We start from the raw sequence: 20922 nt of genomic DNA, 5'->3' as shown, positions 1-20922 counted from the left end.
GCCGTCACCTCAGGGCCTGACCTGTCCAGCACCACGCACCCGATACTTGAAGGAGGTCAACTGTTCGACGCCGACCGGGCCGCGCGCATGCATCTTGCCCGTGGCGATGCCGATCTCGCCGCCCATGCCGAATTCGCCGCCATCGGCAAACTGGGTCGAGGCGTTGTGCAAGAGGATCGCGGAATCGATTTCCGAGAAGAAGCGCTCGACGACCTCCGGGTCCTCGGCAATCACCGCTTCCGTATGTGCCGACGACCAGGTGGTGATGTGTTCGATGGCGCCCGAAATGCCATCGACCAGCTTCACCGAGATGATCGCGTCGAGATATTCCGTCGCCCAGTCCTCGTCCTTGGCCGCCTTCAACCCGTCGACGGTGCCTGCGAGTTCGTCGGAGACGCGGACTTCGCAGCCCGCTGCCAGCAGCGCGTTCAGCAACGGCTTGACCAGCCGGTCGGCGTCGTTGCGGTCGATCAGCAGCGTTTCGGCAGCACCGCAGATACCGGTGCGGCGCATCTTGGCATTGACGACGATCTTCTCCGCCATCGCAAGGTCGGCCGAGGCGTCGACATAGATGTGGCAGAGCCCTTCGAGATGGGCAAAGACCGGCACGCGCGCCTCGTTCTGCACGCGAGCCACCAGGCTCTTGCCGCCGCGGGGAACGATGACGTCGATCGTGCCGCCAAGACCCGAAAGCATGGCGCCGACGGCGGCGCGGTCGGCGACCGGGACCATCTGGATCGCATGTTCGGGCAGACCGGCGGCCTTCAGCCCCTCGACTAGACAGGCGTGGATCGCGCCCGAAGAATGGAAGCTGTCGGACCCGCCCCGCAAGATCACGGCATTGCCGGCCTTGAGGCAGAGCGCGCCGGCGTCAGCCGTCACGTTGGGCCGGCTTTCATAGATGACGCCGATGACGCCGAGCGGCGTGCGCACGCGCTCGATATGCAGTCCGTTCGGGCGATCCCATTCGGCAATGACGTCACCGACCGGATCCTTGAACTCGGCAATCGCACGAATGCCGCTCGCCATGTCGCGGATGCGGCTTTCGCTCAGCGTCAGGCGATCGATGAAAGAGGCGGCAACGCCGCTTTCGCGGGCGTTTTCAAGGTCGATCGCATTGGCGGCCAGGATTGCGTCCGTTCGGGCGACGACCGCGTCGGCCATGGCGATCAGGGCGGCATGCTTGCGTTCGGCGCTGGCGATGGCGAGCGGTCGGCTGGCGGCCTTGGCGTTGCGGCCGATCTCCAGCATGACGCTTTCGACGTCTTGCCTGTTCTTCGCCTCGTCAAGCATGGACTTCATCCTTCCGGCTGCTCTCGGCCTCAGCGCGTTTTCCGGTCATCACCATATCGTCGCGGTGCACCATGGCGGCGCGGCCGGCGTAGCCGAGGATCGCGGCGATTTCGGCCGATTTCTTGCCGGCGATCTGGCGGGCCTCGTCGGCATCGTAGCCGGCAAGACCACGGGCGATCTCGCGGCCGGAGGTGCCGAGAATGGCGATCGTGTCGCCGCGGCTGAAGCTGCCCGTCACGTCACGGACACCGGCCGGCAGCAGGCTCTTGCCCGAGCGCAGCGCCTCTTCGGCACCGGCATCGACGCGGAGCGTTCCGGCCGGCAGCAATTGCCCGGCAATCCAGGTCTTGCGCGCGGTTACCGGCGAGCCTGATGGGGCGAACCAGGACGAGCGGGCACCGTCTTCGATCGCCGCGAGCGGATGGTCGGGCTTGCCCGATGCGATGATCATGGCGCAGCCGGCGGTCGTGGCGATCTTGCCGGCATCGATCTTGGTGCGCATGCCGCCGCGCGAAAGCTCGGATGCCGCACCACCGGCCATCGCCTCGATTTCGGGCGTGATCTCGGCGATCGTTTCGAGGAAGCGGGCGTCCGGGTCGAGATGCGGCGGGGCCGTGTAGAGCCCATCGATATCGGAGAGCAGCACCAGCAAATCGGCGCCGACCATGGTGGCGACGCGGGCGGCGAGGCGATCGTTGTCGCCATAGCGGATTTCGGTGGTGGCGACCGTATCGTTCTCGTTGATGATCGGCACGGCGCCGAGCTTCAGCAACTGGTTGATGGTGGCGCGGGCGTTCAAATACCGGCGGCGCTCTTCCGTGTCGCCCAGCGTCAAAAGCACCTGGCCGGCGACGATGGCATCGGTCGAAAGGCTCTCCGACCAAGCCCGCGCCAAGGCGATCTGGCCGACGGCGGCGGCGGCCTGGCTTTCCTCCAGCTTCAGTGCGCCCGAGGGCACATTGAGTACGGTGCGGCCGAGCGCGATTGCGCCCGAGGAGACGACCAGCACTTCGACGCCCTTGGCCTTGAGGCCGGCGATGTCAGCGCACATGGCGTCGAGCCAGGCTTTCTTCAGCCCGGTGGCGCGGTCGACCAGCAATGCCGACCCGATCTTGATGACGACCCGGCGATACTTCAAAAGCGGCTTGCGGGTCTTGGTCATCTCAGAGGTTCTCCTCGCCGAAGCCTTCACCGGCCTTGGCGGCGACGATGACGCTGCGCAATGCCCGCAGCGCTTCGGTCATGCCCTTGCCGACCGCGGCGGACAGCAGCAGGGGCTGCTCTCCACAGGCCTTCGCCAGCGCCTTGGCCTTCACCTTCAGTTCGTCCTCGTCGAGCACGTCGATCTGCGACAACGCCACGATCTGCGGCTTGTCTTCGAGGCCGCCGCCATAGGCTTCGAGTTCGTGCCTGACGGTCTTATAGGCCTTGGCGACATCTTCTTCCTGGGCGGAGACGAGATGGAGCAGCACGCGGGTGCGCTCGACATGACCGAGGAAACGGTCGCCGATGCCCACACCCTCATGCGCGCCTTCGATGAGGCCCGGAATGTCGGCGATGATGAACTCGTTGCCGTCGATGGTGGCGACGCCGAGATTGGGATGCAGCGTCGTGAACGGATAGTTGGCGATCTTCGGCCGCGCGCGGGTGCAGGCGGCAAGGAAGGTCGACTTGCCGGCGTTCGGCAGCCCGACGAGACCGGCATCGGCGATCAGCTTCAGCCGCAGCCACAGCGTCTTCTCGTCACCTTCGAGGCCGGGGTTGGCCCAGTTCGGCGCCTGGTTGGTCGAAGACCTGAAATGAGCGTTGCCGAAGCCGCCGTTGCCGCCGGCGGCCAGCCGGTAGCGCTGGCCTTCGGCAACCATGTCGACGATCAAGGTCTCGTTGTCTTCTTCGAAGATCTGGGTGCCGACCGGTACCTTCAGCGTCACGTCGTCGCCGCCGGCACCTGTGCGGTTGCGGCCCATGCCGTGCTGGCCGGTCTTGGCCTTGAAGTGCTGCTGGTAGCGGAAGTCGATGAGGGTGTTGAGGCCGTTGACGGCCTCCACCCAGACATCGCCGCCACGGCCGCCGTCGCCGCCGTCCGGTCCGCCGAACTCGATGAACTTCTCGCGCCGGAACGAGACGGCGCCTGCGCCACCGTCGCCGGAGCGGATATAGACTTTCGTTTCGTCGAGAAATTTCATTGGGCTGCCATCTGGTTCGGTGTAAGTGCGTGGTCTTAGAAAGTGTTACAGCGACCTTTGCAGGTCCTAAAGGATGCACGGCGCTGTAATTTGCCGCCATCGATATAGGCGGTTTATTCGGAGGTCAAAGAATATCGTGCGCTTCGTCAGCTACAACATCCAATACGGCATCGGCCTCGACGGCCGCTTTGATCCCGAACGGATCGCCGCTTCGATCGGGGACGCCGACATCATTGCGCTTCAGGAAGTGACGCGTGGCTTTCACCGCAACGGCCATGTCGATCTCGTCACCCGCTTCGAAAGGCTGTTTCCCGGCCATTTCTCCGCCTTCCATGCGCCCTGCGACATCGACATCGGTTCGGCGATCGAGGATGGACGCGCCGTCAGCCGCCGCTTCCAGTTCGGCAACATGATCCTGTCGCGCTGGCCAATCCTTGCGACGAGGCTCATCCCCTTGCCGCGCACCCGCACGATCAGCCCGATGAACCTGCAGCGCGGGGCGACCGAAGCGCTGATCGTGACCCCCGCTGGTCCGCTTCGGGTCTATTCCGTGCATCTCGATCACGTGCTGCCGGCCGAACGCATCGCCCAGATCCGCTACATGAAGGATCGGCTGCTCGGTTATCCGCTCGAAGGCGGCGCGATCACCGGAGCAGCCGACTTCGGCCTTGCCGAGCCGCCGCACCCCGAAGATTTCGTCGTCATGGGCGACTTCAACATGCAGCCGGAGAGCCCGGAATATTGCGCCATGGCCGGTTCGCGCGACGCCTTCTACGGCCGCTCGCTTCGACTTGAAAACCCGGTCGATGCGGCTGCCCATCTCGGCCGACTGACACCGGAAAGCTATAGCTGGATCCATCCCGAAAACCCCGAAAAACGCATGCATCTCGACTATTGTTTCGTAAGCGCGGGCCTTGCGTCCCGTCTCGCCGATGCCTGGACCGACTATGAGGCCAAGGGTTCCGACCACCTGCCTGTCGGTTTCACGCTCGCATGACAGAAAAAGTCCCCGCGAAGCCCGAGCTTCGCGGGGATGTTCTTCAGTGCGGTCGGCGCAGATCGGCGGCGGTCAGCCGCGTCTCGATATGGGCAACCATGGCGTTGCGCGCGAGCGCATAGACCTGAGTGCAGCCGGTGATCTGGAAGCCGATCTTCTCCTGCACCTTCAGCGATCCCGGATTGTCGGCAAAAACGCCGGAATGCAGGGTCGTTTCGGGCATGCGACGGAAGAAGCGCTCGACGGCCGCATAGGCCGCCTCAGAGGCAAAGCCCTTGCCCCAGTAGAAGCGGTTCAGCCAGTAACCGACGTGCCATTGGCCGTGACGGAGCTCGATGCCGACGCAGCCGATATGCACGTCGTCACCGGTGGTGACGGCGAAGGTCCAGTCGGGCGTCAGCCCCGAGGTCTGCGCCGTCAACCAGTCGAGCGCGTCCTGCTGATCGTAGGGTGCCGGAACGCGCGCCAGCATGCGCGCCACCTGGAAATCGCCGAGCGACTGGGCGATCGCCTCGGCGTCGTTGCGTCGGTGCGGGCGCAGGACCAGGCGCTTGGTCTCGATGACCGGGCAGGGGCCGGGACCGGGGCGGGCAACGACCCGCTGGCGTTCGGAAGCGAGCGCGTTCATCGCATGCCTCCCCAGCTTCTCAAGGAGACCCAGGTCTTGCGGTCGAGCCGGTACCATTCGACTGATATCGAGCCGCCGAGTGCCAGGCTGCCGACCATGCCGCTTCCCTGGAACTGGAAGCCGCACTTCTGGATGACCCGGCGCGATGCCAGGTTCATGACCCGGCAGCGCGCATCGATCTGGTCGATGTCGCGGGTGCGGAAGGCCATGTCGGTCAGGACCTGGGCCGCCTCGGTGGCATAACCCTGGTTCCAGTAAGGCTCGCCCAGCCAGTAGCCGAGTTCCGCCGTCTTGCCGTCGGGATGCGGCTCGATACCGCAGCAACCGAGAAATGCGCCATTGTCCGCTTTGGTAATCGCGTAGACGCACTTGCCAATCGTGCCGGCTTTCGCGCGTCGCACGAAGTCGGCGGCGTCGGCCGTCGTATACGGGTGCGGCATGCGCGAAACCATGGTCGCGACATTGGCATTGTTGGCAAGATGGGCAAGGGCGTCGATATCGTCTTCATGGGGCGCGCGCAGAACGAGCCGGGGTGACAACAATATCGGGCAATCGGTCCTTGACCGTTGGGGCCGCAGCCTTTGTTCGGGAGACCGTGATTGGTCTTCCCTCAACAGTTCGGTTTGCATGGTTTCCTCCAGAAACGACAAAAGGGGAGTTGGGTATTGCCCCATCTCCCCTTTGAAGTCTGGCTTGGAACCATCAGGTGCGTCAGCCGGGTCGATGAGACGCCGGCTGTTTTAGAGCGCTACCGGCTTATTCCGCTGCTTCGGCTTTCGGCATTACAGACACGTACACGCGGCCATTGGCCTTCGTACGGAAGTTCACGTTGCCGGCCGTAAGTGCAAAAATCGTGTGGTCCTTACCGAGGCCGACATTGGCGCCCGGATGCCACTTGGTGCCGCGCTGACGCAGAATAATGTTGCCGGCGATGACCTGCTCGCCGCCGAACTTCTTCACGCCAAGGCGCTTGGACTCAGAATCGCGACCGTTACGCGACGAACCGCCAGCTTTTTTGTGTGCCATTGGTGTTCTCCTTTAAACCTTAGATCCCTGAACTCAGTTTGCAGCGGCTTCAGCGGCAGCTTCAGACTTCTTCGAAGCCTTCTTTGCCTTGCCACCGGCAGCAGCGATGTCCAGGATGCGGACGGTCGTCTGGTGCTGGCGGTGACCGCGCGAACGCTTGGAGTTTTGGCGGCGACGCTTCTTGAAGGCGATGACCTTCTTGGCGCGACCCTGCTCAACAACTTCAGCGCTGACTACGGCGCCTTCAACGAACGGAGCACCGATGGTTGCATCGGCGCCGACGCCGACCATCAGGATCTCGGTGAATTCGATCTTGTCGCCTGCAACGCCTTCCAGCTTTTCGATGGTGAGGACGTCGTTGGCGGCCACGCGGTACTGCTTACCGCCGGTCTTGATGACTGCGAACATTTTTTATCCTTTCATGTTCGATCCGGCTCTCTGCCCGAAGACAAGGCCGTCTTTTTCTCAGTCGACAGTTGAGTGGATCTCCTTTTCGGATATCCACCGGTGAATGGGCGCAAATCACACCCGATGCGGTGAGCTAGGCCACACCACTTCATTGCGCGGATTACAAGGATTTGCACAGGTGTGTCAAGGCGAAAGCAACGGGGCCGTTACATATTCTTCAAACAAGGCCCTTGCCAGCACCCGAATCTGCCGCTATGAACCCGACCGCGCCGAACAAGCGCCGACCAGCAAAGCGGAGAGGTGGCTGAGTGGTCGAAAGCACCGCACTCGAAATGCGGCGTACGGGCAACCGTACCGTGGGTTCGAATCCCACCCTCTCCGCCATGCTGAACTCCGGTTTCGGAGTTTTTTGATGCCTCTGCGGCAATCTCCTTTGTTCTTGAATATGTGGTTCTTACTGGTCTGCCGCGCGCATGCCTGAGGGCGCCGTAATGTTTCGCCCGCAACCACCTAGCTCCGTCTTAGGTCGTCGAATCTGATGTCGAAGCGCGCCAGGTATTTGCTCAGGCGGTCGGCGTCGTTGCTGCTTTTCTTTTCCAGCCGTGACTGAGCGAACAGGGCGCGGCCGGCGGCGCTGAGCGTCGGGTGTTCGCGGCAGGCGTGGATGACGGCGGAGAGTTGAACGGCGTCGAAGCGGTCGAGGCGAGCGGCGGCTTCCGTGCCGAGCAGGTCCTGAAGGGTTGCATCGTTTGCGTCCTTGACCGATGACGTGTGCCAGAACGCGTTCAGGCGTTGGACTTCGTCATCGACGACATCAGTCGTGATGCGTCCGTGTGGCGCCAGCGTTGCCATCCGGGTGACGGAGGCCGAGAGGTCGCGGAAATTGGCATTCCAGACGCCCTGAGGCCCGGTTGCAAAGGCCAGATAGCGTTCGCGGGCTTCCTTGTTGAAGGTGATGTTCTCGCCCTCGCGTTCGAGAAAGCGTTTCAGTTCGAACTCCAGATTGGGCTCTATATCCTCCCGGCGTTCGCGCAGGGCCGGCAGTCGAAATGTCCAGAGATTGAGGCGCGCATAGAGGTCTTCGCGGAACCTCCCCTTGGCGACCTCCGCGCCGAGGTCGCGGTTCGTGCCGGCGAGAAGCTGGAAGTCCGCGGAAACTTCCCGGTCGGCCCCGACCGGCAGGAAGCGTTTCTCCTCGATCGCCCGCAGGCACATGGCCTGTTCGTCGAGGCCGAGTTCGCCGATCTCGTCGAGGAAGAGCACGCCCTGGTCCGCCGATTTGAGCAGGCCGGCCCGTTCGGTGGCGGCCCCCGTGAAGGCGCCTTTCACGTGCCCGAACAGGGTCGACATCGCCTGGTCGCCCCTGAGTGTCGCACAATTGACTTCGACGAAGGCGCCGCTGGCCTTCCGCTCCGATTTCTTCAGTTCATAGATACGGCGGGCAAGCTGCGATTTTCCGGCGCCGGTCGGTCCGGTCAGCAAAACGGGCGCGGTCGAGCGGATCGCCACGCGTTCGATTTCGTCGATCATCCGGTTGAAGGCGACGTTGCGGGTCGAGATGCCCGATTTCAGGAAAGAGGCGGCGTCCTCACGTTCCGAGGCAAAGCGTTTGGCGATCTCGTCGTAGCGCGACAGGTCCAGGTCGATGATCCGGTGCGTGCCGGCGAAATCCTGGCCCGGCTCCCGGTCGCGCGGTGGCGACAATTGAAGCAGTCGGGCGGGAATGATGCGGGCTTCGGTGAGCAGGAACCAGCAGATCTGCGCCACGTGCGTGCCGGTGGTGATGTTGATGAGATAGTCTTCGGCATCCGGGTCGAAGGCATAGCTGCGGGCAAAGTCCCTGAGGCTGGTATAGACCTCCGAGAAATCCCAGGGATCGCGGAAATTGATTGTGTTGCTGCGCACTTGCGTGGCCGGCGATACGGTTTCGATGTCGCCGATGATCCGCCGGGCCAGCGGCGAGGCGTGATTGTCGTGGATCAGTTCCAGTCGGTCGACGAAAAGCCCGGGCTGTTGGCATAGCCCGACATTGGGCCGCCAGCGGTTCCAGCGGTCCTCCCATTTGCCCACGTCGAGCGTGGTTCCCAGGATGCTGATGACGACACGACGTTTCATTGTTATCCAAGTTTATAAAAGCGTATATTTTTGGATAAGATATCTTGCGTTGCGTCGTTTCGCAAATTTTCGTCGAAATTCGCCGCCGAAAATTTTTATCGTTTTAAAACAATGCCATGAATAAGCGGAGACCGATTTTTCTGCGGAGTTTTTGAAACTGGCACGCCTCTTGAATTGTATCTGGCATGAAACGAACAAGAGGTGCCGTCATGGTCAACAAGGCGATCTTCAAAACCTATCTCGGAAAATTGCTTCCGGGCACGGACACGAAAAACCACGCAGCCGCGCCGGCCTATAGGCTGACCCCGCGCGAAGCGCTGGCGCAGTATGCGGTGACGGGAACCTTCAACGGCACGTTTTACGCTGACGGCGCAGAACAGCTCGAGGCGGTCAGGGCGCTGGCAGTCGAGGTCGAGCCGGAATTCGTTGCCAAGGTGGCAGTCTATGCCGCCGAGCGTGGTCACATGAAGGATATGCCGGTGATGCTGCTGTCCCTGCTTTCGAGCCTGCAAAGCGACGTCTTTGCCTGCGCATTCCCGCGTGTGGTCAAGAGCGGCAAGATGCTGCGCGGCTTCGTACAGGTGATGCGTTCGGGCGCGGCAGGGCGCAAGTCGCTCGGCACGCGGCCGAAGAAGGCGGTGCAGGCCTGGCTGGAGCACGCCAGCACGATGCAGGTCCTCAGGGCGATGGTGGGCAACGATCCATCCTTGGCCGATGTGATCCGTATGGTTCACCCGCGGCCGGCCACGCCGGAGCGACAGGCGTTCTATGCCTGGGCGCTCGGCAAGCCGCACGATTACGCGGCGCTGCCGGACGTGGTGAAAGCGCTGCAGGCCTTCAGGCGCGACCAGACACAGCCGCTGCCGGACGTTCCGTTCCAGTTGCTGACGTCTCTTGCCCTGACGCGGGAGCATTGGGTCGAGATCGCAGTCAAGGGCGGCTGGCAGATGCTGCGGCAGAACCTCAACACCTTCGCGCGCAACGGCGTGTTCGAGGTGGAAGGGGTCGCCGAGGCGATCGCTCGGCGCCTGGCGGATCCGGACGAGATCCATAGGTCGAAGGTCTTCCCCTATCAGTTGATGATGGCGTGGAAGATGGTCGACGGTCAGGTGCCGGAAGTCGTGCGAGACGCATTGCAGGACGCGATGGACATCGCCATCGGCAATGTGCCGTCGCTCGCCGGCCATGTGGTGTTGTGCCCGGATGTTTCCGGCTCGATGGGTTCGTCCGTCACCGGCTACCGCCAGGGCGCCACATCCGCGGTTCGTTGCATCGACGTTGCCGCGCTGATGACGGCCGCATTCCTGCAGCGCAACCCGCAAGCACGCGTGTTGCCGTTCGCGAACAACGTGGTGAACGTCAGCCTCAACCGGCGAGACACGGTCATGACCAATGCCGAGAAACTGGTTGCCGTCGGCGGTGGCGGAACGAACTGCTCCGCACCGTTGAGGGCGCTCGCAAATGAGAAGGCCGAGGTCGATCTCGTCGTTTTCATCTCGGACAACGAATCCTGGGTGGATGCGACCCGGGGCGGTCATGCAACGGCGGTCATGGAGGAATGGGCAAGGATCAAGCGGGTCAACCCGGCTGCGAAGCTGGTCTGCCTCGACATCCAGCCCTATGCCACGACGCAGGCGCCGACACGGGACGACGTTCTCAACATCGGCGGCTTCTCGGATGCCGTCTATGGGGTCATCGCGTCCTTTGCTGCCGGCACCAACGGAGCGGACGGTTGGGTGAAAACCATCGAGGCGACCGAACTTTAAAAACAAGGCAATACCCTCGCGCCGCCGTGAACGGCGCGGGGGACCGTGACGAATGCCGGTTGAAACTACAGATCGTTAATCTCCAGGTCGCGGGTTCGAATCCCGTCGGGTCCCCCACTTTGTGGACCCGTAGCTCAGCGGATAGAGCAGGACGTTTCACCACACCTCGTCGTCACGGACCACAGACATGGCGAATGCAAGAGGAACTACATGGCCGCGGCAGGTTCGAATCCTGCAAGGGATCACGCATCCCTTCGGTAGCGGGGCGTTTCTCAATCACTTGTCGCCATGGCCGAATGCAGCGGCGAATGCCGGACGGAACTACATCGCCACCACAACTGGATGGCCTGGCAGGTTCGACTCCTCCTCGGCATACGCTCTCTGGCACGAGCGGGGCCATCCGGTTTCGTCCACCCTCGTCGCCGCTGCATGGCTTTCAATGACGCCCGCCTCGCGGGCGTGAAATGCCCGGCGAATGCCGGCAGGACTACAGGTAGAGCGGCTCGCCGGTTTCGGCGGGCAGGTCGGATGTTCAAGTCATCCCGCTTCCCCGAAAGGCGGAGCGTAGCTCAGCAAACCGTCCTGCCAAAACTCGTCGCCGGGAGACGACCCACGGCGAATGCCGCTGGAGACACAGTTGGGTCGCATCGCGCCACGACCGTGGAATGCGAGCGGCAATGTTTCCGGCCTACGTTTGTCGGTTGGGGACAAGATGAAACAAAGAGCACAGAAGGACTGCGAACGCAGAAAAGAAGATGACCGAGATAATGAGCGGACAGGATTTGATCGATGCCGGCATGAGCCAGGGCAAGTGGTTTCGCGATGCGCTGGACGCCGCCAACAGGGCGCTTAGCGCCGGCAGCTCCATGACCGCTGCGCTGGAAATCGCTCGCGGCTATCAGCCGGGGCCGACCCTGCCGCTGAAGGCCGCCAACGACGTGCCGATCCACATGAACATCCGCGCCGAGAACGCCCACGAACAGGAGAATATCGAAAAGGTGCGCGCGACCATGCGCGAGCTCGCCCGCACGCCGGTCGTGCGGTCGGCGGCGATCATGCCTGACGCCTGCCCGTCCGGGCCGGTCGGAACGATCCCGGTTGGCGGCGTGGTCGCGTCCGAAGCGATCCATCCGGGCATGCATTCGGCCGATATCTGCTGCTCGATGGCGATCTCCATCTTTCCGGGCGTGGCCCCGAAGGCGTTGCTCGATGCCGTGCATGCGGTGACGCATTTCGGTCCGGGTGGTCGTCCGCGCGGCTCCCAGATCAAGCCTTCGGAAGCGACCCTGTCGGCGTTTGAGGAAAACCCGTTGTTGAAGGATTTCATCAGCATCGGCATCGACCACTTCGCCACCCAGGGTGACGGCAACCACTTTGCCTATGTCGGACAGATGAAGTCGACCGGCGAGACGGCGCTCGTCACGCATCACGGATCGCGTGCCCCCGGCGCGCGGCTCTACGATCGCGGCATGAAGATCGCCAACCGGTTCCGCGAGGAGCTGTCGCCCGAAACGCTCCGGGACAATGCCTGGATTCCGGCCGACAGCGACGAGGGGGAAATGTACTGGTCGGCATTGCAGACGATCCGCCAGTGGACGAAGGAGAACCACTACGCGATCCATGACATGACGGCGGAACGCTTGGCTACGCGTGTCGGCGATCGCTTCTGGAACGAGCATAACTTCGTTTTCAGAAAATCCGACGGCCTGTTCTATCACGGCAAGGGGGCAACGCCCGCCTTTGACGGGTGGGCTGGCGATGCGACCGATCTGACGATCATTCCGCTCAACATGGCGGAGCCGATCCTGATCGTGCGCGGGTCCAATGCGGCTCACGGGCTCGGGTTTTCGCCGCACGGGGCCGGTCGGAATTTTTCGCGTACGGCACATATGCGCCGGCTCGGCGACGATTTCGGTGCAGACGGTCGCGGGCTCAGCCCGAACAACATCGCTGCCGTCATGGAGCGCGAGACCGTCGGCCTCGACGCACGCTTCTTTTCCGGCCACCCCGACGTCTCCGAGTTGCCGAGCGCCTACAAGAACGCGGCGGCCGTTCGGGAGCAGATCGCCGAGTACGGCCTTGCCGACATCGTCGACGAGGTGATCCCTTACGGATGCATCATGGCGGGCGACTGGCAGAAGGATGCGCCCTGGCGCAAGAAGCGCCGCTAGCATCAGATGTCGAGGAGGAAGGCGGCGATTGCCGCCTTCCTTCCATTTTGCCGAAGGATCGGGCCGTTCGGCTTTGCCCTCCGACCGTCAGATCGATCAGGGAAGGCCAGATCACATCATTTCTTCGGTGTCTTCTCCGCCGGTGCTGCCGGGGCCTGTAGGTTGCCAAGAAGCGACGAGATCGCGTTTTCGCCGTTGAAGCCTGCTTCCTTCAGCAGTTGGTCGACGATCGGCTTGTTGGCCTGGTAGGACAGGAGCTGGCCCGCCAGGCCGTCGCCAAGGCCGATGCCGTTCGCAGCACCGTCGCCGCCGCCGTTGCGGCCGAGCATGCCGCCGGTGTCGAAGATGCGGATGTCCGAGATCTTCTCGATCGGCTTGACCGCTTCGGCGAGTGCTTCGGGAATGATGCGGATGCGTTCGCGCAGGATCTCGAACTCGATGATGGCGGAGCTCAGCTTGTTGCGGGCGTCGTTGAGCAGCGCCTCGCTTTCGGCCGCGGCCTTGCCGGTTTCGAGTACGCCCTTGGCCTTGATGATGGCGGCGTCGGCCTCAGCGGTGGCAAGCGTCTTGATCGCATCGGCCTGGTCGAGGGCCGCCTGCTTTTCGGCTTCCGCGCCAACGGTCACGGCCGTCGCTTCGGTTTCGGCGTTCTTGCGGGCGTCGATGACGGCGATCTGGCGTTCGCGTTCGGCGATTTCAACGGCCTTTGCCGTCTCCACCTTTTCTTCCGCGGCAATGGCGAGCGCGCGGGCGGTTTCAGCCTGGGCCTTGGCCTCGGACTCTTCCCGGCTCTTGTTGGCAACGGCAATCGCGCTTTCCTGCGAAACGATCTGCAGGTCGCGGCGGGCTTCGGTATCGCGCTGCTGCACGGCGCGGGTGGCGTCGATGTTGGCGCTTTCACGCGCCTGCTTGGCAAGCGCCTCGCGTTCGGCGATCGCCTGCTCGGCGGCGATGCGGGCTTCTTCCTCGGCGCGCTTGGCCGCCTGTTCCTGCTGCGCGGTTTCGGCGCGCGTGGCGGCCGATTTGTTGGCGATGTCGCGTTCCTGGTTCAGTTCCGCTTCGCGCTTGGTGCGCTCGATCGTCAGCGATTGCTGACGGGCTTCCAGGTCCTTCTGGGCGATCGCGACTTCGGTATCGCGCACGATCTCGTTGCGCTCCTTCTTGCGGCCCTCGGTGATGCGGGTCAGCGCTGCGAGACCATGGGCGTCGAAGAAGTTGTTGGCGTTGAAGTGCTTGATATCCGTCTGGTCGAGCCGTGTCAGCGAAACGGATTCGAGTTCGAGACCGTTCGACTGCAGGTCGGCGCCGACGGCTTCCTGCACCGCCTTGACGAAATCCATGCGCTGTTCCTGCAGCGCGTCGAGGCTCATCGTGGCGGCAACCGAGCGCAGGCCGTCGACGAACTTGGCCTCGATCAGCACGCGCAGCTGCTCGGCGTCGTTGGTGCGGTCGCCGAGCGTCTGGGCTGCCAGCGCGATCGAGGAGGCATCGGGCTTCACGCGGACGTAGAATTCCGCGCCGATATCGACGCGCATGCGGTCCTTGGTAATCAGCGCATCGCCTTCGCCGCGCCGGACTTCGAGGCGCAGCGTCTTGAGGTTGACGCGGGCGATCGAGTGGAAGATCGGCAGCACGATCGAGCCGCCGTCGAGGACCACCTTCTGGCCGCCGAGGCCGGTGCGCACATAGGCTTCGTCGCGGCTCGAGCGGGTATAGAGCGATGCAAGAACAAAGCCGATGCCGAGGATCAGGACGATGCCGATGCCGGCCGGCACCAAGAGTTCATAAAACATGGTTGCTCCGTGAGACTTTAAGACGAGGGAATATTAAGGATTGGGCGGCGTCAGCAGGTCTGCCGGCGCCGATATCGCAATGAAAATGTTGGAAACGCGATCGACGACGAGCACCTGCGCGCCGATGGCGATCGGTTGCTCGTTGCGGGCGGCGCGTGCGCGCAGCACATGCCAGTTGCCGTGGCGGTCCTTGAGGCGGATGCGTCCCGGCAGACCCTGGTCCAGCGGGCCGACGGTGACTTCGCCGCTGCGGCCGACGAAGTCACCGAGATCGACGGCATAGCTTTCGTCACGCGGCACGATCTTTGCCACCCATCGGCTCGACATCCGAACCGCAGGCAGCGAGACGGCGAGGGCCGGCAGCGCCGCGACAAGGGCCGGCAACGGCGCCCACAGGGCCCCGGCCACCGCCTGGATGACAAAGCCGGTCATCGCGAAGAGGCCGAGGAAAAGCATCAGGAGGACCAGCAGCGGCACGCCGCCGACATTGAACCAGGACATCAGTCCGCCCAATGCGTTGTGGTCGTCCAGCCAGGCCTTGTCGATCGCCTCGCCCAGCGAGAAGCCGAGCAGCAGGCAAAGGAGCTCGATGCCGGTGAAGGCGGCCAACATCACCGCCGCAACCGCGAAGGGTAGGGATTCCGGGGCGAGGAAGAACAGCATGGGCGTTAGTGCTGCTTTGCCTTGAGCGCGGCCAGCCTTGCCTCGATCGCCTGGTCGCGATGCAGGCGGTCGAGTTCGTCCAGCTCGGCGCTGCTGCTGTGTTCTCCGCCCGGTACCCCCGTGGCGCGGGAGACGGCGGCAGCGGCGCGGGCCGCACCGTCCACCGGGCTGGGCTTCGCCAGGCCCGAAACCTTGCTGTCGGGGAATTGGGCGATGCTGCGCTTGAGATCGGCAAGCCGCGCCTCGGCCTCGCGGCGGGTGGCGAGCACCGCCTGCAGCGCCTGCTGGCCCTCTTCGAGATCAGTGCGGGCGCCGGCAAGCGCCTTGTCCAGCGCGGCCAGCTGCGATTCCAGGTCGATCTGGCGGGCGACGCCGGCCTTGGCGAGGTCCTCTCGCGCGGCGGAGATCGCGGTCCGGATCTTTTCGTCCAGCTTTTCGAGATCGGCGCCGATTTCGTCGCGGCGGCTGAGGATGCGATACTCCTCGGCGCGCGCCTGGCCGATATCGACGCGGGCCCCTTCGGCGGCCACGTCGATTTCGCGGAGTGCCTGCTCGACGATCACGATCTTGTTGCTGCCTTCCGCCTTGTCGACGGCGGCATTGGCGAGACCGGCGATCAAGCGGCCCATGCGGGATAGGATGCCTTCATTCGTCATCATTTTCTTCTCCGTTCGGTCGGAATGCGGGGTGACGCCGATGTGGATCTGATAGCCGCCGTCCTGCGCAACGAGCTGGGCGGCGAAGATATTCAGGGTGCCGGACGTATAACCGGCGACGTCGTATGGGATCGCGACGCGACCGCGCACGGTGGCAACGGTCAGATCCGACGGTCCCTTGATTGCAAAAAGCTTGTCGTCCAGCGGCAGCCGGCCGGCATTGGCCTGCTGTCCGCGATTTGCGGCGAAGTCACGCAATCCGAGCGTGACCATGCGTGCCGGAAGCCCGGTGCGCTCCCGGACCGTTTCGTAGGCAAGTTCATGCAGCGTTACGAGGTTGGCGCCGGCCTTTTCGCCGGCGAGTTCATCGAGCATCGCCAGCATGTCGGCGTAGGCCACGAAGGTTTCTTCCAGCGCGTGTCTGGCGTCTGCGTCCGGCGCGAGGTCGTAGCACAAGATCGACGTGTGGTTGCTCTGAGCCATGAGCAATAACATAAAGCACCGCTTTCGTGCTTTCAAGGATCTGCTCAGGTTTAAGTTGCAATTTTCTTTTGCTGAACGCGCGCAACGGTCGCGGCGCCGGCAATGCGGGTTGCAGCGGCGGAGAAATGGGGCGTTGACCGCGGACGATTGACCGGTGGGTTTTATTCCGCCGCGTTGTTGCGCAGCCAGGTTTCCAGCGCGGCAATCACCGAGAGCCGCAGGCTCGCGCCCTTCGACAGGGCGCGGGTGAGGGACAGGTCGTCGCCGGCAAATCCCATCTCGGCCATGATGTCGTTCGCCCGCATCCGGCGGCGGTTCATGATCGCGCGGATTTCGGCGATCGTTTCGGGAAGCAGGTAGCGACCGCTGGCAATCGCCGGGGGCGATGCAAGCGGTGGATCGATCTGAGCGCGCGGAGCAAGCCCGTCCGCGGCGCCGTTGCTGCTCAGCCAATTGAGGAACGTTTCACGCTCGGCCGGGCTTGCCTTGGTCCAGGAATTCTTGAGCTTGTCGAGGCGCGTGCGCTCGTCCTTGAGCCCTGCCACGATAAGCGCCTTGCGCAGCGACGGGATGCGCCCGGCGATGAGATCCGCATGGATATCAGGGAAATCGAGCTTCAGGCGCTGCACGTCCGCGGTTTCGTCGCTCTTGGTTTTCTTCGACATGCTCATTCCCGCACCGATCGTCCGCGACATGCTCTAGCGTGCTCGGCCGCCCGGCGCGAGCGAAATAGGTCGCTATCCTCTATCCTTTGTCGGCCGACCTCATTAGGGAACGCAGGGAGAGTAACGCAACGTTGCGTGCAGGATGCCCTTTGCCGGACATCATGCATCCAGCTTTACGCAAGTCCCTTCGCCTATCGTCACCTCAATGGCCGGGATGTGACACGGCGAATAAAGGACAATGATATGTCAAACGATATCGAGCATTACCGCGATCCATCCGATTCGATGGTTGCCCTCTATCTCGCGAACAATGACGGCGACGAACTGACCGACGTGCTGGTCGCTGCCCTTGAAGATGCCTTCCGCATCCTGAGCGACGAGATCTCCGGCGAAACGATGCATTGAAGCAGGGCGCGTCTCCCCGGCGGGCTACCCCTCCGGGCTGATCCACCATCGGTTGCGAATCGGCGAGGAAACATCCTATCTTCGCCCGGTTCTAACCGGCGACGTGTCGACCTTTTCGAGAGAGCTCGGAATGCGCGTCGCTAGCGCAAGGGGTGGAGGCGCATGATGACAATTTCTATCTGGCATTGGGTGGTGATTTTGCTGGTCATCGGTGTGCCCGTCTGGCTGATCCTTCGCGCCCTGAAGCGTTGACGCGATGCGCCCGCATGCGGGCAGCGCGGCTGCAGAGGACAAGGCTTTGCGGATCCTGTTTGGACGGCCCGATCGTCACTCCCGCACCCTTGTCCGTAACGACTGCCGCCCCGGCCTGCTTACAGGCCGACGGGCCGTGGCATGACCAGCGGCTGCTGCTCAGTTTTCCTGCAGCAACGCTTCCGCCGAAAGAGCGACGGATAGAACCGTCGCATCGGTTCCGTTTCTCCCCACCAGCATCAGTCCAGCCGGACGCACGAGGCCCGGCATCGGCAGGGTAATGGCGGTGAGATCGAACTGGTTGGCGACCTGGCAGTTGCGCAGCAGCAGACTTTCCACGCGGTCGTATTCTTTGGCGTCGTTGTCGACGCTGGCAATCGACACGGCGGCAATCGGCGTCGTCGGCAGTGCGATGAGGTCATAGGGCGAGAGCCGCTCGTCCATGGCGGCTGCAAGCGCAAGCCGGGTTTGCAGCAGGGCCAAGATTGCCGCATCGGGCACCAAAATGCGGCGGCGAAGCGAGACTTGGACCTTGTCATCGACGGGGGCTGTCTCGTCGCCCAGCCAGTCCGCGTGGACACGGCTTGCCTCCAGGCCCGCAATCGAGCCGATGCGTGTCGCTTCGCCGAGTTTCTCGATCAAGTCGTCGATGGTGCAGTCGACGATCTCAGCACCCGCTTTCTCCAACCGGTCGAGGCTTGCGGTGAAGGCATCGGCGACTTCGGGGGAGAGGTCTTCAAACAACCTGCCGCGGGGGATGCCGATCCGTAGGCCTGCGATCGAACGGCCGACGGGCGGTTTTGGCTGCTCGCCGGCCATCACGGCGTCAGCTGCAACGCAATCTGCAACGGTCCGGGCGAGTGGTCCGAGCGAATCGAGAACCGGCGAGAGCGGAAAGGCACCGTCGAGAGGGATGCGGTTCGCCGTCGGCTTGAAGCCGACGATGCCGTTCAGCGCCGCAGGGATGCGGATGGAGCCGCCGGTGTCGGAGCCGATGGCGATGTCGCAGGTGCCTTCGGCCGCCGAGACACCGGCGCCAGAGGATGAGCCACCGGGGATCAGGCTTTCGTCGGCGGCGTTGCCGGGAACGGGGTAGTGCGGATTGAGCCCGACCGCCGTGAAGGCGAACTCTGTCATATGCGTCTTGCCGATAATCACGGCGCCGGCAGCACGCAGCCGCTGGACAACGAGCGCGTCTTTTTGGGCCGGCGGCGCATCGCGGCGAATGATGGAGCCGGCAAGCGTCGGTTCGCCGGCGACATCCAGCAGGTCCTTGATCGAGATGATCTTGCCGTCGAGCGGCCCAAGGCTGTCCCCCGCCTGCCGGCGACGGTCGGCTGCGTCGGCCTCGCGGCGCGCGCTCTCTTCATAGAGGCGGACGAAAGCCTTTTCCTCGTGCCGGCGATCGTTGAGCCGGCTCAGGATCTGTTCCAGGCGGTCGCGGACGGAGACGTTGGCGGCGTGGGGCACGATGATCACCTGTCGAATAGGGGGCCGCCATCGGCGGCAGGGGCGGGGTCGTTGCCTGGGTTCACCGAGGTCAACGACGGTCACCTTGATAGCAGCATTGGTGGCGATTGCCATCGTGCCATTGTCGCCGCGGCCGGCGCCGACCTTCACCAAACTGTCGCCAAACCGTTCAAATAGTTTCATGGCCCTGTTACGTCGCTGACACCCAGATGACCAAAGGTCCGGCACGCGCGGTGGCGCTGCCGAATCGGAGGTCTGTTTGGCCGATATCCTCAAGACGCTTTCAAGGCGTTCTTTCCTCTTTTCCGCCGGTGCCGCGGGCTTCGTGGCCTCATCCGGTCTCGCGACTCCCTTCTATGCGCGCGGCTACGGTCGGCCGGAATTCATTCATGGCGTGCAATCGGGCGATGTCGACACGTCGTCTGGCATGATCTGGGCGCGGGCCGATCGCCCGTCGAAGGTGTCGGTCGAATATTCGACCACCGAGAGCTTCACCAACCCCTTTCGCCTTGCCGATCTGACCGCGACTCCGCAGACGGACTGTGCGGTCAAGTGCTCGCTCGATGGGTTGTTGCCGGACCAGGACATCTTCTATCGCTTCACCGCCACGGATCTCTACGACGTGAACCGCGTCTCCGAGCCGGTCACCGGCCGGTTCCGCACGGCCCCCTTGCGCAAGCGCTCGATCCGCTTCGTCTGGTCTGGCGATACGGCCGGGCAGGGCTGGGGCATCGACGATGTCGGCATGAAGACCTATTCGACGATGCGCCAGCACGAGCCGGATTTCTTCATTCACTCCGGCGATACGATCTATGCGGACAACCCTATCCCCGACGAGATCAAGCTTCGCGATGGCGGCACCTGGAAGAACCGGGTGGTGACGCATGAAAAGCGCGACGTGGCGCGCACGCTGGAAGAATATCGCGGGCAATGGAAATACAATCTGCTCGACGAGCATGTGCGACAGCTGAACGCCGTGTGCCCCACATTCTACCAGTGGGACGACCACGAGGTGCTGAACAATTGGTCGGCCTCGACCGACCTTCGCGACGATGCCCGCTATCCGGAGAAGGATGTCGCCGTCTATGCCGAGCGGGCGGCGCGGGCGTTCAACGAGATGACGCCGATCCGCAACGTTGCGACGCAGCCCGGCCGCATCTTTCGCAAGATCGCCTATGGCCCATTGCTCGACGTGTTTTTCGTCGATCTCAGATCCTATCGCGGCGCCAACCAGGAAGACGGCGGCGGCGCGCTGTTCGGCTGGCGGCAGGTCGACTGGCTGAAGCGCGAGCTGGCTGCCTCGCGGGCCACGTGGAAGGTGATTGCCTGCGATATGCCGATCGGTCTCGTCGTTTGGGACGATTACACCAACCGGCGCGGTTCGGACGCGATCGCCAATGGCGACAACGGTCCGCCCACGGGGCGCGAGCGCGAGTTTGCCGATCTTCTGCGCTTCATCCGCGACAACGGCATCGACAATCTCGTCTGGCTGACCGCGGACGTGCACTACACGGCCGCGCATCACTACGATCCGGCGCGCGCCGCCTTCAAGGATTTCACGCCGTTCTGGGAGTTCGTGTCCGGGCCGCTGCATTCCGGCACCTACGGGCCGAAGGAGCTCGACATGACCTTCGGGCCGGAGGTTCGCTTCATCAAGGCGTCCGGCGGCGGCATCGACAGCAACCTGCCGCCGTCGGCCGGCCTGCAGTTCTTCGGCATCGTCGATATCAACGGCCAGACGCAGCAAATGACGGTGCGGCTGATGGACCGGCAGGACCAGGAACTCTGGCGCGTGACGCTCGATCCGGCCGCAATTGCATGAGGAATTCGGTTGCGGCCAACAGCTTTCCAAACGGCGTTCGCGAGACCCCTGGCGAGTGCAAACCCATGGCCTACCGGCATTTGCCCACGACGCTCATGCGTGCGCCCCCCTTTCGCAATCGCA

At 63.5% G+C, this 20922-nt stretch carries 19 protein-coding genes and 1 tRNA gene; 7 read left to right on the top strand and 13 right to left on the bottom strand.

Annotated elements, in window-relative coordinates:
* Positions 1–9: 9 nt before the first annotated feature.
* Genes L981_RS19860 through obgE form a run of 3 tightly spaced genes read right to left on the bottom strand, consistent with a single transcriptional unit; the run spans position 10 to position 3479 of the window.
* Positions 10–1293 carry a glutamate-5-semialdehyde dehydrogenase gene (locus L981_RS19860; protein ID WP_043620023.1) on the bottom strand — a complete coding sequence of 428 codons (1284 nt, stop codon included), beginning with the start codon at positions 1291–1293 and terminating at the stop codon, positions 10–12.
* Positions 1286–2455, bottom strand: coding sequence for a glutamate 5-kinase (gene proB, locus L981_RS19855; RefSeq protein WP_043619987.1), 1170 nt, complete (start codon positions 2453–2455; stop codon positions 1286–1288). Before proB ends, L981_RS19860 begins: the two co-directional genes overlap by 8 nt.
* A 1-nt stretch (position 2456) precedes the next feature.
* Entirely contained in the window at positions 2457–3479 is a 1023-nt protein-coding gene (obgE, locus tag L981_RS19850) for a GTPase ObgE (protein WP_043619985.1), read from the bottom strand.
* 136 nt (positions 3480–3615) lie between these two features.
* Between obgE and L981_RS19845 the strand changes: the two genes are divergently transcribed.
* Positions 3616–4476 carry an endonuclease/exonuclease/phosphatase family protein gene (locus L981_RS19845; protein ID WP_043619983.1) on the top strand — a complete coding sequence of 287 codons (861 nt, stop codon included), beginning with the start codon at positions 3616–3618 and terminating at the stop codon, positions 4474–4476.
* 43 nt (positions 4477–4519) lie between these two features.
* On the opposite strand, the gene L981_RS19840 is transcribed toward L981_RS19845, so the two are convergent.
* The 4 genes from L981_RS19840 to rplU all read right to left on the bottom strand — a co-directional run bounded on the left by L981_RS19840 (position 4520) and on the right by rplU (position 6538).
* Entirely contained in the window at positions 4520–5104 is a 585-nt protein-coding gene (locus L981_RS19840) for a GNAT family N-acetyltransferase (RefSeq protein ID WP_043619981.1), read from the bottom strand.
* Positions 5101–5733: a GNAT family N-acetyltransferase gene (locus tag L981_RS19835; protein WP_043619979.1), complete on the bottom strand. Its 633-nt coding sequence runs from the start codon at positions 5731–5733 to the stop codon at positions 5101–5103. The genes L981_RS19840 and L981_RS19835 overlap by 4 nt, the downstream gene beginning before the upstream one ends.
* Before the next feature lie 127 nt (positions 5734–5860).
* Complete coding sequence (rpmA, locus tag L981_RS19830) at positions 5861–6130, bottom strand: 50S ribosomal protein L27 (protein ID WP_043619976.1); 270 nt, start codon at positions 6128–6130, stop codon at positions 5861–5863.
* 33 nt (positions 6131–6163) lie between these two features.
* Entirely contained in the window at positions 6164–6538 is a 375-nt protein-coding gene (gene rplU / locus L981_RS19825; RefSeq protein WP_034802644.1) for a 50S ribosomal protein L21, read from the bottom strand.
* A 294-nt stretch (positions 6539–6832) separates the two neighbouring features.
* Here rplU and L981_RS19820 point away from each other — a divergent pair.
* Positions 6833–6922: transfer RNA gene (locus L981_RS19820), tRNA-Ser, on the top strand.
* A gap of 126 nt (positions 6923–7048) precedes the next feature.
* On the opposite strand, the gene rtcR is transcribed toward L981_RS19820, so the two are convergent.
* Positions 7049–8653 (bottom strand): RNA repair transcriptional activator RtcR, encoded by a 1605-nt coding sequence (gene rtcR / locus L981_RS19815; protein ID WP_043619973.1) that lies wholly within the window; start codon positions 8651–8653, stop codon positions 7049–7051.
* A 209-nt stretch (positions 8654–8862) separates the two neighbouring features.
* Here rtcR and L981_RS19810 point away from each other — a divergent pair, with 209 nt between their 5' ends.
* On the top strand, positions 8863–10419 hold the full coding sequence (locus L981_RS19810) for a TROVE domain-containing protein (RefSeq protein ID WP_043619971.1): 1557 nt from the start codon (positions 8863–8865) through the stop codon (positions 10417–10419).
* Positions 10420–11186: 767 nt separating this feature from the next.
* Complete coding sequence (locus tag L981_RS19805) at positions 11187–12590, top strand: RtcB family protein (protein WP_043620021.1); 1404 nt, start codon at positions 11187–11189, stop codon at positions 12588–12590.
* Positions 12591–12706: 116 nt separating this feature from the next.
* Here the strand turns inward: L981_RS19805 and L981_RS19800 are convergent, their stop codons facing one another.
* The 4 genes from L981_RS19800 to L981_RS19785 all read right to left on the bottom strand — a co-directional run bounded on the left by L981_RS19800 (position 12707) and on the right by L981_RS19785 (position 16850).
* Complete coding sequence (locus tag L981_RS19800) at positions 12707–14383, bottom strand: flotillin family protein (RefSeq protein WP_043619969.1); 1677 nt, start codon at positions 14381–14383, stop codon at positions 12707–12709.
* 33 nt (positions 14384–14416) lie between these two features.
* Positions 14417–15046: an OB-fold-containig protein gene (locus L981_RS19795; protein ID WP_043619967.1), complete on the bottom strand. Its 630-nt coding sequence runs from the start codon at positions 15044–15046 to the stop codon at positions 14417–14419.
* 5 nt (positions 15047–15051) lie between these two features.
* Positions 15052–16185 carry a PspA/IM30 family protein gene (locus L981_RS19790; RefSeq protein ID WP_082006096.1) on the bottom strand — a complete coding sequence of 378 codons (1134 nt, stop codon included), beginning with the start codon at positions 16183–16185 and terminating at the stop codon, positions 15052–15054.
* A 161-nt stretch (positions 16186–16346) separates the two neighbouring features.
* Positions 16347–16850 carry a hypothetical protein gene (locus L981_RS19785; protein ID WP_043620019.1) on the bottom strand — a complete coding sequence of 168 codons (504 nt, stop codon included), beginning with the start codon at positions 16848–16850 and terminating at the stop codon, positions 16347–16349.
* A 243-nt stretch (positions 16851–17093) separates the two neighbouring features.
* On the opposite strand from L981_RS19785, the gene L981_RS35155 reads away from it, so the two are divergent.
* Positions 17094–17255 (top strand): hypothetical protein, encoded by a 162-nt coding sequence (locus L981_RS35155; protein ID WP_192450991.1) that lies wholly within the window; start codon positions 17094–17096, stop codon positions 17253–17255.
* A 162-nt stretch (positions 17256–17417) separates the two neighbouring features.
* Positions 17418–17507, top strand: a complete 90-nt coding sequence (locus L981_RS35920) for a twin-arginine translocase TatA/TatE family subunit (protein WP_192450990.1) — start codon at positions 17418–17420, stop codon at positions 17505–17507.
* Positions 17508–17666: 159 nt separating this feature from the next.
* Here the strand turns inward: L981_RS35920 and L981_RS19780 are convergent, their stop codons facing one another.
* Positions 17667–19160, bottom strand: coding sequence for an amidase (locus L981_RS19780; RefSeq protein ID WP_245281671.1), 1494 nt, complete (start codon positions 19158–19160; stop codon positions 17667–17669).
* 76 nt (positions 19161–19236) lie between these two features.
* On the opposite strand from L981_RS19780, the gene L981_RS19775 reads away from it, so the two are divergent.
* A complete protein-coding gene (locus tag L981_RS19775; RefSeq protein ID WP_043619963.1) occupies positions 19237–20799 on the top strand; it encodes an alkaline phosphatase in 1563 nt (520 codons plus the stop codon).
* The last annotated feature ends 123 nt before the right edge of the window (positions 20800–20922 follow it).

Source organism: Ensifer sp. ZNC0028 (genome assembly GCF_000799055.1).
In the GTDB taxonomy this organism is placed as follows: domain Bacteria; phylum Pseudomonadota; class Alphaproteobacteria; order Rhizobiales; family Rhizobiaceae; genus Ensifer.
This window is presented reverse-complemented; position numbering and strand designations above follow the sequence as displayed.